Below are 14,413 nucleotides of genomic sequence, written 5' to 3' on the forward strand. Positions count from 1 at the left end.
AGCCATGGAAGCATTCACCACGCACACCGGCCGGGCCGTCCCGCTGCGCCGCAGCAACGTCGACACCGACCAGATCATCCCGGCCCACTGGTTGAAGAAAGTCACCCGTGACGGCTTCGAGGACGGGCTGTTCGAGGCCTGGCGCAAGGACGAGACCTTCGTCCTCAACAAGCCCGAGCGGCAAGGCGCCACGGTCCTGGTGGCGGGTCCCGACTTCGGCACCGGCTCGTCCCGCGAGCACGCCGTGTGGGCGCTGCAGAACTACGGCTTCAAGGCCGTCATCTCGTCCCGTTTCGCGGACATCTTCCGCGGCAACTCGCTGAAGAACGGCCTCCTGACGGTCGTCCTCGACCAGAAGGTCGTCGACGCGCTGTGGGAGCTCATCGAGAAGGACCCGCAGGCCGAGATCACCGTCGACCTGGAGGCCCGCGAAGTGCGCGCCGAAGGCGTCACCGCCGCGTTCGAGCTCGACGAGAACTCCCGTTGGCGCCTGCTGAACGGCCTTGACGACATCAGCATCACGCTGCAGAACGAAGCCGACATCGCGGCCTACGAGACCCAGCGTCCTGCACACAAGCCACGCACCGTCCAGGCCTGAATCGGCCATTCGGGCAACCGAATCGACAAGCTCATCCGAACCGCGGTCTGCACGCAGACCGCGGTTCGTTCGTTTGCCCCGGACCAGCGCCAACACGCCGATGACGTAGGCGAGTTGGGGCTCTGGGCAGGAGACCGTCGCAGGCGCGTGGCCAGCACGACTTAAGGGCTCCGAGAAGCCCGAAAACCCCATTTGGGCGGCACGCTGAGACCTCGCGAGGCGACAACTCGCCCTAGATGGCACAATCAGTGCATGGACCGCGACAGCCAACTCGAGCTCTACGGGCTCGTCGCGGACCGGCTGAAAGAAGCGCACGCGAAGGTGCGCACACTGCAAGTCCCGGAGGGCGTACGGATGGCGCTGACCCGGAAGCTGCTGGTCATTACGGCCGCGGCCAAACACGATCTCACCGACGCGGCCAGGCGCCTGGACCAGTTCATGCGTGAACTGGACTCCGAGCGATTCCCCGCGGATGTCGATCCGGGCCGAACTGACGGAACTCACTGAGTCTTCAGTTCGTTGCGGCACAAGGGTGATTAGCCCGTTTCGTGTTTGATTTGCGGTATACATCTGCCTAACGTGCGAAAAAGCTTGAACACATTGGTTCTGGCAATGTCTCCGAAGGGGAAGACGTGAACAAGGCGCAGCTCGTAGAAGCGATTGCCGACAAGGTCGGTGGCCGTCAGCAGGCCGCCGACGCTGTCGACGCGGTCCTGGACGCCATCGTCCGCTCGGTCGTCAGCGGCGACCGGGTCTCGGTCACCGGCTTCGGCTCGTTCGAGAAGGTCGACCGTCCGGCCCGCTACGCACGCAACCCCCAGACCGGGGAGCGCGTGCGCGTGAAGAAGACCTCGGTTCCGCGTTTCCGTGCGGGCCAGGGCTTCAAGGACCTGGTGAGCGGCTCGAAGAAGCTCCCGAAGCACGATGTCGCGGTGAAGAAGGCGCCCAAGGGCAGCCTCTCCGGCGGCACTTCCACCCGTTCCACGGTGAAGAAGGCAGCGGCCAAGAAGACCACCGCCAAGAAGGCGGCGGCGAAGAAGACCACCGCGAAGAAGGCGGCGGCGAAGAAGACCACCGCGAAGAAGACCGCGGCGAAGAAGACCACGGCCAAGAAGGCGACGGCGAAGAAGGCCGCTCCGGCCAAGAAGGCCGCCGCGAAGAAGGCCACCACGGCCAAGAAGGCCACCGCGAAGAAGACCGCGCCCGCGAAGAAGGCGACGGCCAAGAAGGCGCCCGCCAAGAAGTCGACGGCGCGCAAGACCACCGCCAAGAAGGCCACCGCCAGGAAGAAGTAACGGTCGGCAGGGCTCACTCACGCGCCGGGCCGGGCTCCTCTCGGGGAGCCCGGCCCGCGGTGTGTCCGGAGCCGGTGCACGAGGCGCGCGGCCGCCGGTGTGCGATGCGGGCGTCCGCGCCCGTCCGGTCCGTCCGCCCGTGCGGTACGGGGGTACGGGGCAGGGGGGGCACGCGGTACGGGCGGTGTGCGGTGCCCGATACGCTGCGGGCATGCAGGCCACCGCGTACACGTACGACCCCGAGACCCGCAGCGGCAGTGTGCTGCTGGACGACGGCACTCCGGTGCCCTTCGACGGAGCCGCCTTCGACGCCGGTGGGCTGCGGATGCTGCGGCCCGGTCAGCGGGTGCGGATCGAGCTCGACGAGGCGGCGGGGGAGCAGGAGCGGCGGATCACTCTGGTGACGCTGCAGACCCTCTGAACAGCGCCCGGTCCGCGGCCGCCGCCGTGTGCGGGCCGACGCCCAGGGACAGGGCCGCGGTCAGGTCCTCGGGGGTGTCCACGTCCTGGCGGACGCTCGCCACGTCGAGCAGGGGGATCTCCACGGCGCCCGACGCCGTGTGCCGGGCCCGTGAGGCCTCACCGAACTCCGGGGCCAGCGGAATTCCCGGCGCCGCGCACAGCAGTGTCGTACCGATTTCTGCGGCGTCCGGGAGAAATGCGCGCGGAAATGCGCGGGCGTAATCCAGAACTCGCGTCAATTCCGCCGGACGGAGAGCGGGCAGGTCCGCGTTGAGCGCCGCCACCGCCGCCGAGGGGCGCGGCGACCTGGCTGTGCGGGCGCCGTGGGACAGCGCGGCGTTGAGGCCGGCGCCCGGCTCGTCCCGCACGACGCGGGCGCCCAGGGACGCCAACTCGCGTGCCGCGCGGGCGTCGTCCGTGACGACCACCACATCCCGCACGGCCCCTGAGGCGAGCGCCGCGGCCACTGTGTCCTGCGCGAAGGCGAGGGCGAGCGAGGGGCGCAGCCGGTCGTCCGCGGCGGCCGCGAGCCTGCTCTTCGCCCGCACCAGGGGCTTCAGGGGGATGACCAGGCTCCACGCGAACGGCTCGGCACGGTCGGCTTGTGTGCGCATCGGCACCCATTCTCGCCTGTGGGCGCGTACTGTGTGCGGCCCTGTGGACAAGCCGTCCGAAGGGCCTGGCAAGGGCTTGGCATACGGTGTTCTCGACAGACGGAGAACCTGGGGCGACACTTGTGCGGCGCACCAGCGCATGACAAGTCAGCAGAGGAAGGTGTCCGAGTGTCCCGCCGCAGAATCGGCTTCTGGTACCGCCTGGCGGCGGTCATCGCAAAACCGCCGCTGGTGGTTCTCCTCAAGCGGGACTGGCGTGGTGTGGAACACATTCCGGGCGACGGTGGATTTATCACCGCGGTGAACCACAATTCTCATGTCGACCCTTTCGCGTACGCGCACTTTCAGTACAACACCGGACGTGTGCCGCGTTTCCTCGCCAAGAACGGACTATTCAAGGGCGGATTTGTCGGCGCCGTGATGCGGGGTACCGGACAGATCCCCGTCTACCGCGAGAGCACCGACGCACTCAGTGCGTTCCGGGCCGCGATCGACGCCGTGGAACGGGGTGAATGCGTCGCGTTCTATCCCGAGGGAACGCTCACCCGCGACCCCGATCTGTGGCCCATGACCGCCAAGACCGGCGCCGCGCGTGTAGCCCTGCAGACCAAGTGCCCGGTGATTCCCGTCGCGCAATGGGGCGCCAACGAACTCCTGCCGCCGTACGCGAAGAAGCCGCACATCCTGCCGCGCAAGACGCACCACGTCCTCGCCGGTCCGCCGGTCGACCTGGCGCGCTTCTACGACAAGGAGATGACGCCCGAACTCCTCAAGGAGGCAACGGAAGTCATCATGGCCGCCATCACCGCACTCCTCGAGGAGCTCCGCGGCGAGAAGGCCCCCGCGACGCCCTTCGACCCGCGCCAGGCGCGCATCGCCCAGCGGCGCAAGGCCGAACAGCGGGGGACCGACGACGAACGGCTCCCGAGCGGCGGCGAACGGCTCCCAAGCGGCGGCGAACAGCTCGCGACCGGTGGCCCCGAACAGCACAGGACGGCCGACAAGGTCGGCGAACAGACCGGCACGGCCGGGGAGGACACCAAGTGACACCGCCTGTGAAGGCAGCCGTCTTCGGTACGGGTTCCTGGGGCACGGCCTTCGGCATGGTCCTCGCGGACGCGGGCTGCGACGTGACCCTGTGGGGCCGCCGTCCCGAACTCGCCGAGGCCGTCAACTCCACCCGCACCAACCCCGACTACCTCCCGGGCGTCGAACTCCCCGAGCGGGTAAGGGCGACCACCGACGCCGCGGAGGCCGCGGCCGGCGCCGACTTCACGGTGCTCGCCGTGCCCTCGCAGACGCTGCGCGGCAACCTCGCCGAGTGGGCGCCGCTGCTCGCCCCCGACACCGTCCTCGTATCCCTGATGAAGGGCGTCGAACTCGGCTCCGCGATGCGGATGAGCGAGGTGATCGCGGACGTCACGAAGGTGCCCGCCGAGCGCATCGCCGTCGTCACCGGGCCCAACCTCGCCCGCGAGATCGCCGCCAGGCAGCCCGCCGCCGCGGTCGTCGCCTGCACCGACGAGTCCGTCGCGCAGCGGCTCCAGGCGGCCTGCCACACCCCGTACTTCCGGCCGTACACCAACACCGACGTCGTCGGCTGCGAACTCGGCGGCGCCGTCAAGAACGTGATCGGTCTCGCCGTCGGCATCGCGGACGGCATGGGCCTCGGCGACAACGCCAAGGGCTCCCTGATCACCCGCGGCCTCGCCGAGACCACCCGGCTCGGGCACGCCATGGGCGCCGACCCGCTGACCTTCTCCGGCCTGGCGGGCCTCGGCGACCTCGTCGCCACCTGCTCCTCGCCGCTCTCCCGGAACCACACCTTCGGCACCAACCTCGGCAAGGGCATGACCCTCGAGGAGACCATCGCGGTCACCAAGCAGACCGCCGAAGGCGTCAAGTCCTGTGAGTCCGTGCTCGATCTGGCCCGCCGGCACGGCGTCGACATGCCCATCACGGAGACCGTCGTCGGCATCGTGCACGACGGCACGCCGCCGCTGGTGGCGCTCAAGGAGCTGATGGGGCGCAGCGCGAAGGCCGAGCGCCGCTGACCTCCCGCGTACCGGCGGGCGGCGTCCCGTACGCCGACTCGACGCCGCACGCGCGCTGACTCGGCCACTACCAGCAGGTACGCTCAACGCGATATGAGCAGCGAGACCTCCTCCCAGAGCCCGGTCCCCTCCCAGCCAGGAGGGGAATCCCGCAAGCCGCGCGTCGCGGTCGTCTTCGGCGGGCGCAGTTCCGAGCACGGCATCTCGGTCGTCACGGCCGGCGCCGTCCTGCGCGCCATCGACCGCGAGAAGTACGACGTGCTGCCCATCGGCATCACGCACGACGGCCGGTGGGTGCTGACCGCCGACGACCCGGAGCGGATGGCGATCACCGACCGCACCGTCCCGGACGTGGACCGGCTCGCCGAGTCGGCGGACGGCGCCGTGGTGCTGCCCCTCGACCCCGCCAACCGCGAAGTGGTCGTCACCGAGCCGGGATCGGTGCCCAAGGCACTCGGCGAGGTCGACGTCGTCTTCCCCGTCCTGCACGGCCCGTACGGCGAGGACGGCACCCTCCAGGGACTCCTGGAGCTGTCCGGGACGCCGTACGTCGGCTCGGGCGTCCTCGCCTCCGCCGTGGGCCAGGACAAGGAGTACATGAAGCGGGTCTTCACCTCCTTCGGGCTGCCCGTCGGCCCGTACGTGGTGATCAAGCCGCGCGAGTGGGAGCTCGACCCGTCGGCCGCCCGCAAGAAGATCGTGGGCTTCGCCGGTGACCACGGCTGGCCGCTCTTCGTGAAGCCCGCGCGGGCCGGTTCGTCCTTCGGCATCACCAAGGTCGACTCCCTGGAGGGCCTGGACGAGGCCGTCGAGGAGGCGCAGCGGCACGACCCGAAGATCATCGTGGAGGCGCTGCTCCGCGGCCGCGAGATCGAGTGCGGCGTCCTGGAGTTCGAGGACGGCCCGCGCGCCAGCGTGCCCGCCGAGATCCCGCCGGTCTCCGACCACGCCTTCTACGACTTCGAGGCCAAGTACATCGACTCGGCCTCCGGGATCGTGCCCGCCCCGCTCACCGAGGAGCAGACCGCCGAGGTGCAGCGCCTGGCCGTCGAGGCCTTCGAGGCGGCGTCCTGCGAGGGCCTGGTGCGCGCGGACTTCTTCCTCACCGAGGACGGCCGGTTCGTGATCAACGAGATCAACACCATGCCCGGCTTCACGCCGATCTCGATGTACCCGCGGATGTGGCAGGAGAGCGGCGTCGGCTACCCCGAGCTGGTGGACCGCCTCATCCAGGCCGCCCTGCGCCGGCCGACCGGACTGCGCTAGCGCGTCCACGTACGTACGCAGGGGCCCGGCCGTCTTCCAACGGCCGGGCCCCTGCGTGCAGTTGGGGGCATCGCGGACTCAGTTCGCGATGCCCTCCGGCACCGTCTTCCTGACCGGCCCCGCGAAGTCGGTGAGCGAGCCCGCGCCCTTCTTCGCCTGCTCCTTGCCGAACGTGACCTCGACGTACGCCTCGCGCAGCGTCGTCGTGAAGCGGTACGAACCGTCCTGCTGCTGCTCGGTCAGCCAGCCCACGCCGTTGACCTCGGCGCCGTACGCCTTCGGGTCCGCGAGCGCGGCGGGCCGGGGTACACCGCAGCGCAGTATGATCGCCGAGCCTCCCCATCCGGCAGTCAGTTCGGAACGCGGCTCCGGATCCTCGCGGTCGAGCCCGTCGATCCGGTCCGGCAGCTGCTCGTGCAGGTTCCGGCACAGCTGTGCCGTATCGGCGTCGGGGGAGGGAACCGGGACGGTCGCCCGGTCGTCCGTCGAAGAGCAGCCCGCGGTCGCCCACAGCAGACCGAGGGCGGACAGACAGATCAGCCGGCGGCGGAAAACGTTCACCGGCCAAGCGTAGACGGGGGCTACAAGTGCACGACCGGGCAGGTCAGCGTGCGGGTGATGCCGTCCACCTGCTGGACTTTCGCGACCACCATGCGACCGAGCTCATCGACCGTGTCCGCCTGGGCGCGCACGATGACATCGTAGGGACCGGTCACGTCCTCGGCCTGGATCACTCCGGGGATCTTGCCGATCAGCTCGGCGACCACGGACGCCTTGCCTACCTCGGTCTGGATCAGGATGTACGCCTGTACCACGGAACCTCCAGGGCGGCCACGAGGATCATGTGGGGAACGGAAACAGCAAGCGTTCAGCGCCCTCGGAAACGGGTGCTGACGGGCAACGGGGCGCCACGGTATCGCGTCACCGTGCGTCGCGGGGAGACCCGCGGAGCCTGTGGCGCGCGCTCCGGGGCGTACGGACCAGCCAAGTTGACGTACCTGTTGACGGTACCCGCGGCCGAGGGCCCCCGCGACCGCGCGCACACTGGGGCAGTCGGCACGACGCCCGGCACGACACCGGGCACGACGCCCGGCACGACAGGAAGAGGCGAGACTCGATGAAGGGCACCGTGGGCGAGCTCGGGGAGTTCGGGCTCATCAGAGAGCTCACGTCCCGGCTCACCACCACTCCGGCGGTGCGCCTCGGCCCCGGCGACGACGCCGCGGTCGTGGCCGCACCCGACCGCAGGGTCGTGGCCAGTACGGACATCCTCCTGGAGGGGCGGCACTTCCGCCGCGACTGGTCCACCGCGTACGACGTGGGCCGCAAGGCCGCCGCGCAGAACCTCGCGGACATCGCCGCCATGGGCGCCGTGCCGACGGCGCTGCTCCTCGGCCTCGTCGTACCGGCCGAGCTGCCGGTCACCTGGGCCAGCGAGCTGATGGACGGGCTGCGCGACGAGTGCCAGGTCGCGGGCGCGGCCGTGGTCGGCGGCGATGTCGTACGCGGGGACACGATCACCGTGTCGATCACCGCGCTCGGCGATCTGCGCAACCACGAGCCGGTCACGCGCGCGGGTGCGCAGCCCGGTGACGTCGTCGCGTACACCGGCTGGCTGGGCTGGTCCGCCGCCGGGCACGCGGTGCTCTCGCGCGGCTTCCGCTCGCCGCGCGCCTTCGTCGAGGCGCACCGCAGGCCCGAGCCGCCGTACCACGCGGGCCCCGCGGCCGCCGGGCTCGGCGCGACCGCGATGGCCGACGTCAGCGACGGACTGATCGCCGACCTCGGGCACATCGCCGAGTCGAGCAAGGTCAGGATCGACGTCAAGTCCGCCTCGATCGACATCCCTTCGCAGATGAACGACATCGGCCAGGCCGTCGGCGTCGACCCGCTGCAGTGGGTGCTCACCGGCGGCGAGGACCACGCGATCGTCGCGACCTTCCCGCCGGACGTGCAGCTTCCGGCCCGCTGGAAGGTGATCGGCGAGGTCCTCAACCCCTCGGCCCTGCCTCAGGTGACGGTCGACGGCGCGCCCTGGACCAGCAAGAGCGGCTGGGACCACTTCGGGGAGATCGAATCATGACATCTCGTACGGCATCGTCTCGTACGGCACCGTCTCGTACGGCACCGTCTCGTACGGCACCCCCGCGCGTGCTCACCGTCGCCGGGTCCGACTCGGGCGGCGGCGCGGGCATCCAGGCCGACCTGAAGACCATGCTGGCCCTCGGCACGCACGGCATGAGCGTCCTGACAGCGGTCACCGCGCAGAACTCCCTTGGTGTGCAAGGCGCTTGGGAGCTGCCGGTGGAGGCGGTGCGCGCGCAGTACCGCAGCGTCGTCGACGACATCGGCGTGCAGGCCGTGAAGACCGGCATGCTGGCATCGGCCGAACTCGTCGAGACGGTCGCGGAGTTGCTCGCCGGCACGGAAGCGCCCACGGTGATCGACCCGGTGGGCGTCTCCAAGCACGGCGACTCTCTCCTTGCCGCCTCGGCCCTCGATTCCGTACGGACGAAGCTGCTTCCCGTCGCCACGGTCGCGACGCCGAACCTGGACGAGGTCACGCAGATCACCGGCGTACGCGTGGAGTCCGAGGATGGGCTGCGGCGCGCGGCCGCCGCCCTGCTGGAGTTCGGGCCGCGCTGGGCACTGATCAAGGGCGGGCACCTTGAGGGCGATGCCGTGGACCTGCTCACGGATGGCGCCGAGGAGCACTGGCTGCGCGCCCCGCGCCATGACAACCGCCACACCCATGGCACCGGCTGCACCCTGGCCAGCGCGATCGCGGCAGGCCTCGCACAGGGGCTCACGGTGCCGGACGCGGTGCGTGCGGCGAAGGAGTACGTGACGGGCGCGATCGCCGCGGGCTTCGCGCTCGGCGGGGGAATCGGGCCGGTGGACCACGGGTGGCGGTTCCGCTCCTAGTGGCCTGTGCGTAGCGGCCTGTGCGTAGTGGCCCTGTGTGCGGGCATGAAAAAGCCGGTCCACCCGAGGGTGGACCGGCTTTCTACAGCAACCAGCTAGGTGGCCGCGCTACACGTTCGTCAGCGCGAGACCTTGCCGGCCTTGATGCACGAGGTGCAGGCGTTGAGCCGCTTCGGCGTCCCACCGATCACGGCACGCACGCGCTGGATGTTCGGGTTCCAGCGACGGGGCGTGCGGCGGTGCGAGTGGGAGATGTTGTTGCCGAAGCCCGGCCCCTTGCCGCAGACGTCGCAGTTGGCAGCCACGGGTCACTCCAAAGACTTCAGATGCACTTACGGTTGATCCCGGCATGCCGGGATCTAGTGATCTGATTGGCGGTGCCAGGGGGAAGGTCGGCCTGACTCTCGTCAGGCAACCGAAGCAGCATACAACGTCCGCTTCGGTACAACGAAACTACCATGACCGCTCGGGGGCCTGCCCCGGGCAGCCTCCCCACCGGGGACTACGCTGCGAGACGACCCCGGAACAAGGAGGCAGCCGGTGCCCCAGACCCCCGACGCCGAGGTGGTGCGCACCTGGTGCGGACTGGCGCTCCGCGAGCTGGGGAAGGCCCGCGAGGAGATCGACGCGATCAACGTCTATCCCGTCGCCGACGGGGACACCGGCACCAATCTGTATCTGACCGTGGAATCGGCCGCACGCGCGGTAGAGGCGGTTTTCGCGGGCCACGAAGCGGCGGGTTCCGGCGCGGGCCCCTCGCTGGCGGAGGCGGTACGCGCACTGGCGCACGGCGCGCTCATCGGTGCCTGCGGGAACTCCGGAACGATCCTGGCGCAGCTGCTGCGCGGTACGGCTCAGGTGCTTGCCGAGGCCGCCTCCGACGACGGAGAGCATGGCGCGGATCACAGCGCACCCGGTCCTTCGGGCGCGGACGGCGGTGCCGCGATGCTGCGGCTCGCGCTGCGCCGGGCCGCCGAGTCCGGCTACCAGGCGGTGGCCCATCCCGTGGAGGGCACCGTCCTGACGGTCGCCACCGCCGCGGCCGATGCGGCACGGCGGGCGGTCGGCGACTGCGCCGCGGTCGCCACCGCCGCGTACGAGGGCGCGGCCACGGCCCTGGAGGGGACGCCGGACCAGCTGGCCGTGCTCGGCCGGGCGGGCGTCGTCGACGCGGGCGGCCAGGGCCTCGTCGCGGTACTCGGCGCCCTCGTGCAGACCCTGTCGGGTAGGGCGCCCGCGCGGCGGCCGGTGCGCGGGGGAGGCGGAATCGGTCACCACGCGCGCGTGGACGACGAGGCCGAACCGTTCGCCGCGGACGCGGGCCTTGACGAAGAGGTGAGCCCGCGGAGTCCTGCGGCGGACGCCGTCGACTGCGGGGCCGAGAGCGGCGCCGACGAGGGCGGGCCCGCGTTCGAGGTGATCTACCTCCTGGAGGCCGACGACGCCGCCGTGTCCCGGCTCCGCACCCGCCTCGACGCCCTGGGCGACTCCCTGGTCGTGGTCGGCGGCGACGGGCTGTGGAACGTCCATGTGCACGTGGACGACGCGGGCGCCGCGGTCGAGGCGGGAGTCGAGGCGGGACGCCCGTACCGCATCCGGATCACGCACTTCGGGGCGCAGGACGCGCACAGTGGCGGGCACCCCAAGCAGCCGCGGGAGCGGACGCAGCGCGCGATCGTCGTCGTCGTGCCCGGCGAGGGCCTGGCCGAGCTGTGCGGCGAGTCCGGCGCGACGACCGTGCTCGCGCGGCCGGGGGAGCCCCCGGCGAGCGGCGAACTGGTCGACGCGATCCGGCGGGCGCACGCGCGCGAGGTGGTGCTGCTGCCCAACGACCCGGAGCTGCGGTACACGGCTGCTGCGGCGGCCGAGCAGGCCCGTGCCGAGGGCGTACGAGTCGCGCTGATCCCGACGCGCTGCGCGGTGCAGGGCATCGCGGCGCTCGCCGTGCACGAGCCGGACCGGCGCTTCGACGAGGACGTGGTCGGCATGACGTCGGCGGCGGGCGCCACCCGGTACGCGGAACTGGCCGTCGCCGAGCGGCAGTCGTGGACCACGGCGGGCATCTGCCAGGCCGGGGACCTGCTCGGCCTGATCGACGGGGACGTCGCGGTGATCGGCGCCGACGTCACGGCCACGGCGGCCGCGGTCCTCGACCGGATGCTGTCCGCGGGCGGCGAGATGGTCACGCTCGTCCTCGGCGACGACCTGCCCGAATCGGTCGGCGACGCCCTCGGGGATCACGTACGCGAGCACCACCTCGCCGTCGACACCGTCGTGTACCGAGGCGGGCGGCAGGCGCCGTTGATGCTGATCGGCGTGGAGTAAGCCGCCCGGGGCCAGCGACCGCGGTCTCGCGGGCCCTGGTCCCGGGCGCTTCGGTACACCTGCCGTGCGCGATGTCGGCGCCGTGGTGTGCAGTGACTCCGCCTGTGCGTGAATGCGGTGGCTTCTCACTCGCCCGCCTATGCGGACCCGTGACGGACAAGCCCTGCCCGATGCCAAAGGCATGCCGCAAAGTTAGCGCGTCACGGGAGGCGTTGTGCCCGGATTCCGGAATTGAGTCACCGCGGGTGTCAGAGCCATGGTGTGCAATGGATTCGTGCCCGCGCTCGAAGAATCCCTGAAGAAGACGCTCGGCCCCGCCACCGCGAAGGTGATGGCCGAGCACCTCGACCTGCACACGGTCGGCGACCTCCTCCACCACTACCCCCGGCGGTACGCGGAGCGAGGCGAGCTGACCACGCTCTTCGACCTGCCCCTGGACGAGCATGTCACGGTGGTCGCGCAGGTCGCGAGCGCACGTGTCCTGAAGTTCAACGGCGGCCGCGGACAGCGCCTGGAAGTCACCATCACGGATGGCAGCGGCCAGCTCCAGCTGGTCTTCTTCGGCCGCGGCATCCACAAGCCGCACAAGGACCTGCTGCCCGGCACCCGCGCGATGTTCGCGGGCAAGGTGTCCGCGTTCAACCGCAGACTCCAGCTCGCCCACCCCGCGTACCAACTGCTGCGCGGCGGCGGAGCCGAGGGGGAGGACGCCGTCGAGTCCTGGGCCGGAGCGCTCATCCCGATCTACCCGGCCACCGCGAAGCTGGAGTCCTGGAAGATCGCCAAGGCGGTGGACGCGGTGCTGCCCAGCGCGCAGGACGCCGTGGACCCGCTGCCGCCCTCGCTGCGCCAGGGCCGCGGCCTGGTGCCGCTCCCCGAGGCGCTCCTGAAGATCCACCGGCCGCATTCGAAGGAGGACGTCGCAGGGGCGAAGGACCGCCTCAAGTGGGACGAGGCCTTCGTCCTCCAAGTCGCCCTGGCCAGGCGCCGGTTCGCCGAGACCCAGCTGCCCGCCGCGCCCCGCCGCCCCACCGCGGACGGCCTGCTCGACGCGTTCGACGCCAAGCTGCCCTTCACCCTCACCGACGGACAGGAGCGGGTCTCCAAGGAGATCTTCGACGACCTCGCGACCGAACACCCGATGCACCGGCTACTGCAGGGAGAGGTGGGTTCGGGCAAGACGATGGTGGCACTGCGCGCCATGCTCGCCGTGGTCGACGCGGACGGACAGGCCGCGATGCTCGCGCCCACGGAGGTGCTCGCCCAGCAGCACCACCGCTCGATCACCGAGATGATGGGGGAGCTGTCGGAGGGCGGAATGCTGGGCGGCTCCGAGCACGCCACCAAGGTCGTGCTCCTCACCGGCTCGATGGGCGCCGCCGCCCGCCGCCAGGCCCTGCTCGACCTCGCCACCGGAGAGGCCGGGATCGTCATCGGCACGCACGCCCTGATCGAGGACAAGGTGCAGTTCCACGACCTCGGCCTGGTCGTCGTGGACGAGCAGCACCGCTTCGGCGTCGAGCAGCGCGACGCCCTGCGCGGCAAGGGCAAACAGCCGCCGCACCTCCTGGTGATGACGGCGACCCCCATCCCGCGCACGGTCGCCATGACCGTCTTCGGCGACCTGGAGACCTCCGTCCTCGACCAGCTCCCCGCCGGGCGCTCGCCGATCGCCACCCATGTCGTTCCGGCAGCCGACAAGCCGCACTTCCTGGCCCGCGCCTGGGAACGCGTCCGCGAGGAGGTCGAGAACGGCCATCAGGCGTACGTGGTCTGCCCCCGCATCGGCGACGACCTGGACGACAAGTCCGCCAAGAAGAAGTCCGCCGAGGACGAGGCGGAGAAGCGTCCGCCCCTCGCCGTCGTCGAGGTCGCCGAGCAACTCACGGCCGGACCCCTGAAGGGCCTGCGCGTCGAGGTGCTGCACGGCCGCATGGCGCCCGAGGACAAGGACGCGGTGATGCGGGCCTTCGCCGCCGGAGAGGTGGACGTCCTGGTGGCGACGACGGTCATCGAAGTCGGGGTGAACGTCCCCAACGCCACCGCCATGGTGATCATGGACGCCGACCGCTTCGGCGTCTCCCAGCTGCACCAGCTGCGCGGCCGCGTCGGACGAGGCTCGGCCCCTGGCCTCTGCCTGCTCGTCTCCGAGATGCCCGAGGCGAGCCCCGCGCGCGCCAGACTCGGCGCCGTCGCGGCCACGCTCGACGGCTTCGAGCTCTCCCGCATCGACCTCGAACAGCGCCGCGAGGGCGACGTGTTGGGGCAGGCGCAGTCCGGAGTGCGCTCCTCGCTGCGGGTCCTCGCGGTCATCGACGACGAGGAGATCATCGCCGAGGCCCGCGAGGAGGCGGTCCGGATCGTCTCCGCCGACCCGGAGCTCACCGGCCTGCCCGCCCTGCGCACGGCCCTGGACGCCCTCCTCGACAAGGACCGGGAGGAGTACCTGGACAAGGGCTGACGAGAGGAGTACTGGACAAGGGCTGACGACGGGGCGGATGGCGCAGCCACCGCCGTGACGACGGGGCGGATGGCGCGGCCACCGCTGTACGACCGAGCGGACGGCGCGGCCACCGCCGGATGACGGGGCGGATGGCGCGGCCACCGCCGTGACGGCCGGGGTGGACGGCGCGGCCACCGCCGTGACCACGGGAGGGATGGCGCGGCCACCGCCGTGACGGCCGGGGTGGACGGCGCGGCCACCGCCGTGACCACGGGAGGGATGGCGCGGCCACCGCCGGACGACGGGAGGGATGGCGCGGCCACCGCCGTGACGGCCGGGGTGTACGGCGCGGCCACCGCGCAGTGACGGCCGGGTGGACGGCGGGGCCACCGCCGGACGACGGGAGGGACGGTGCGGCCACCGTCGTGACG

The 14,413-nt window shown here is 71.1% G+C and carries 16 protein-coding genes; 12 read left to right on the top strand and 4 right to left on the bottom strand.

Annotated elements, in window-relative coordinates; all coding sequences use genetic code 11:
• Positions 1–4: 4 nt before the first annotated feature.
• The 4 genes from leuD to QIT00_RS32080 all read left to right on the top strand — a co-directional run bounded on the left by leuD (position 5) and on the right by QIT00_RS32080 (position 2,314).
• On the top strand, positions 5–598 hold the full coding sequence (leuD, locus tag QIT00_RS32065; protein WP_282538973.1) for a 3-isopropylmalate dehydratase small subunit: 594 nt from the start codon (positions 5–7) through the stop codon (positions 596–598).
• 252 nt (positions 599–850) lie between these two features.
• A complete protein-coding gene (locus tag QIT00_RS32070; protein WP_282538974.1) occupies positions 851–1,105 on the top strand; it encodes an SCO5555 family protein in 255 nt (84 codons plus the stop codon).
• Between the two features lie 125 nt (positions 1,106–1,230).
• Positions 1,231–1,893, top strand: coding sequence for an HU family DNA-binding protein (locus QIT00_RS32075; RefSeq protein WP_282538975.1), 663 nt, complete (start codon positions 1,231–1,233; stop codon positions 1,891–1,893).
• A 211-nt stretch (positions 1,894–2,104) separates the two neighbouring features.
• Positions 2,105–2,314 (top strand): hypothetical protein, encoded by a 210-nt coding sequence (locus tag QIT00_RS32080; RefSeq protein ID WP_282538976.1) that lies wholly within the window; start codon positions 2,105–2,107, stop codon positions 2,312–2,314.
• Here QIT00_RS32080 and cofC read toward each other — a convergent pair.
• Positions 2,286–2,969 (bottom strand): 2-phospho-L-lactate guanylyltransferase, encoded by a 684-nt coding sequence (cofC, locus tag QIT00_RS32085; protein WP_282538977.1) that lies wholly within the window; start codon positions 2,967–2,969, stop codon positions 2,286–2,288. The two genes, QIT00_RS32080 and cofC, sit on opposite strands and share 29 nt — an antisense overlap.
• 168 nt (positions 2,970–3,137) lie before the next feature.
• Here cofC and QIT00_RS32090 point away from each other — a divergent pair, with 168 nt between their 5' ends.
• From QIT00_RS32090 to QIT00_RS32100, 3 genes are all read left to right on the top strand, one after another.
• Positions 3,138–4,016, top strand: a complete 879-nt coding sequence (locus QIT00_RS32090; RefSeq protein ID WP_282538978.1) for a lysophospholipid acyltransferase family protein — start codon at positions 3,138–3,140, stop codon at positions 4,014–4,016.
• Positions 4,013–5,023, top strand: a complete 1,011-nt coding sequence (locus QIT00_RS32095) for an NAD(P)H-dependent glycerol-3-phosphate dehydrogenase (protein WP_282538979.1) — start codon at positions 4,013–4,015, stop codon at positions 5,021–5,023. Before QIT00_RS32090 ends, QIT00_RS32095 begins: the two co-directional genes overlap by 4 nt.
• A 93-nt stretch (positions 5,024–5,116) precedes the next feature.
• Positions 5,117–6,289, top strand: coding sequence for a D-alanine--D-alanine ligase family protein (locus QIT00_RS32100; protein WP_282538980.1), 1,173 nt, complete (start codon positions 5,117–5,119; stop codon positions 6,287–6,289).
• Between the two features lie 78 nt (positions 6,290–6,367).
• On the opposite strand, the gene QIT00_RS32105 is transcribed toward QIT00_RS32100, so the two are convergent.
• Both QIT00_RS32105 and QIT00_RS32110 read right to left on the bottom strand, forming a co-directional pair.
• Complete coding sequence (locus QIT00_RS32105; RefSeq protein ID WP_282538981.1) at positions 6,368–6,850, bottom strand: DUF3515 domain-containing protein; 483 nt, start codon at positions 6,848–6,850, stop codon at positions 6,368–6,370.
• Positions 6,851–6,870: 20 nt separating this feature from the next.
• Positions 6,871–7,104, bottom strand: a complete 234-nt coding sequence (locus QIT00_RS32110; RefSeq protein ID WP_161694282.1) for an Lrp/AsnC family transcriptional regulator — start codon at positions 7,102–7,104, stop codon at positions 6,871–6,873.
• Between the two features lie 302 nt (positions 7,105–7,406).
• Here QIT00_RS32110 and QIT00_RS32115 point away from each other — a divergent pair, with 302 nt between their 5' ends.
• Together QIT00_RS32115 and thiD are read left to right on the top strand one after the other, a co-directional pair.
• Positions 7,407–8,372 (top strand): thiamine-phosphate kinase, encoded by a 966-nt coding sequence (locus tag QIT00_RS32115; protein ID WP_282538982.1) that lies wholly within the window; start codon positions 7,407–7,409, stop codon positions 8,370–8,372.
• Positions 8,369–9,214, top strand: a complete 846-nt coding sequence (gene thiD, locus QIT00_RS32120) for a bifunctional hydroxymethylpyrimidine kinase/phosphomethylpyrimidine kinase (RefSeq protein ID WP_282538983.1) — start codon at positions 8,369–8,371, stop codon at positions 9,212–9,214. Before QIT00_RS32115 ends, thiD begins: the two co-directional genes overlap by 4 nt.
• Before the next feature lie 119 nt (positions 9,215–9,333).
• On the opposite strand, the gene rpmB is transcribed toward thiD, so the two are convergent.
• Positions 9,334–9,519, bottom strand: coding sequence for a 50S ribosomal protein L28 (gene rpmB / locus QIT00_RS32125; protein WP_282514873.1), 186 nt, complete (start codon positions 9,517–9,519; stop codon positions 9,334–9,336).
• A 235-nt stretch (positions 9,520–9,754) separates the two neighbouring features.
• On the opposite strand from rpmB, the gene QIT00_RS32130 reads away from it, so the two are divergent.
• From QIT00_RS32130 to QIT00_RS32140, 3 genes are all read left to right on the top strand, one after another.
• Complete coding sequence (locus tag QIT00_RS32130; RefSeq protein ID WP_282538984.1) at positions 9,755–11,539, top strand: DAK2 domain-containing protein; 1,785 nt, start codon at positions 9,755–9,757, stop codon at positions 11,537–11,539.
• Positions 11,540–11,795: 256 nt separating this feature from the next.
• Positions 11,796–14,000, top strand: coding sequence for an ATP-dependent DNA helicase RecG (gene recG / locus QIT00_RS32135; RefSeq protein ID WP_282538985.1), 2,205 nt, complete (start codon positions 11,796–11,798; stop codon positions 13,998–14,000).
• Between the two features lie 213 nt (positions 14,001–14,213).
• Positions 14,214–14,348 (top strand): hypothetical protein, encoded by a 135-nt coding sequence (locus QIT00_RS32140; RefSeq protein ID WP_282538986.1) that lies wholly within the window; start codon positions 14,214–14,216, stop codon positions 14,346–14,348.
• Positions 14,349–14,413: the final 65 nt, after the last annotated feature.

It is taken from the genome of Streptomyces luteolus, assembly GCF_029968015.1.
GTDB classification, from domain to species: domain Bacteria; phylum Actinomycetota; class Actinomycetes; order Streptomycetales; family Streptomycetaceae; genus Streptomyces; species Streptomyces luteolus.

Excerpts from the sequence above, each read along its gene's own strand:
- QIT00_RS32080 (WP_282538976.1), top strand. The coding sequence starts at position 2,105 with ATGCAGGCCACCGCGTACACGTACGACCCCGAGACCCGCAGCGGCAGT.
- QIT00_RS32100 (WP_282538980.1), top strand. The coding sequence starts at position 5,117 with ATGAGCAGCGAGACCTCCTCCCAGAGCCCGGTCCCCTCCCAGCCAGGA.
- recG (WP_282538985.1), top strand. The coding sequence starts at position 11,796 with ATGGTGTGCAATGGATTCGTGCCCGCGCTCGAAGAATCCCTGAAGAAG.
- QIT00_RS32070 (WP_282538974.1), top strand. The coding sequence starts at position 851 with ATGGACCGCGACAGCCAACTCGAGCTCTACGGGCTCGTCGCGGACCGG.
- leuD (WP_282538973.1), top strand. The coding sequence starts at position 5 with ATGGAAGCATTCACCACGCACACCGGCCGGGCCGTCCCGCTGCGCCGC.
- cofC (WP_282538977.1), bottom strand. The coding sequence starts at position 2,969 with ATGCGCACACAAGCCGACCGTGCCGAGCCGTTCGCGTGGAGCCTGGTC.
- thiD (WP_282538983.1), top strand. The coding sequence starts at position 8,369 with ATGACATCTCGTACGGCATCGTCTCGTACGGCACCGTCTCGTACGGCA.
- QIT00_RS32115 (WP_282538982.1), top strand. The coding sequence starts at position 7,407 with ATGAAGGGCACCGTGGGCGAGCTCGGGGAGTTCGGGCTCATCAGAGAG.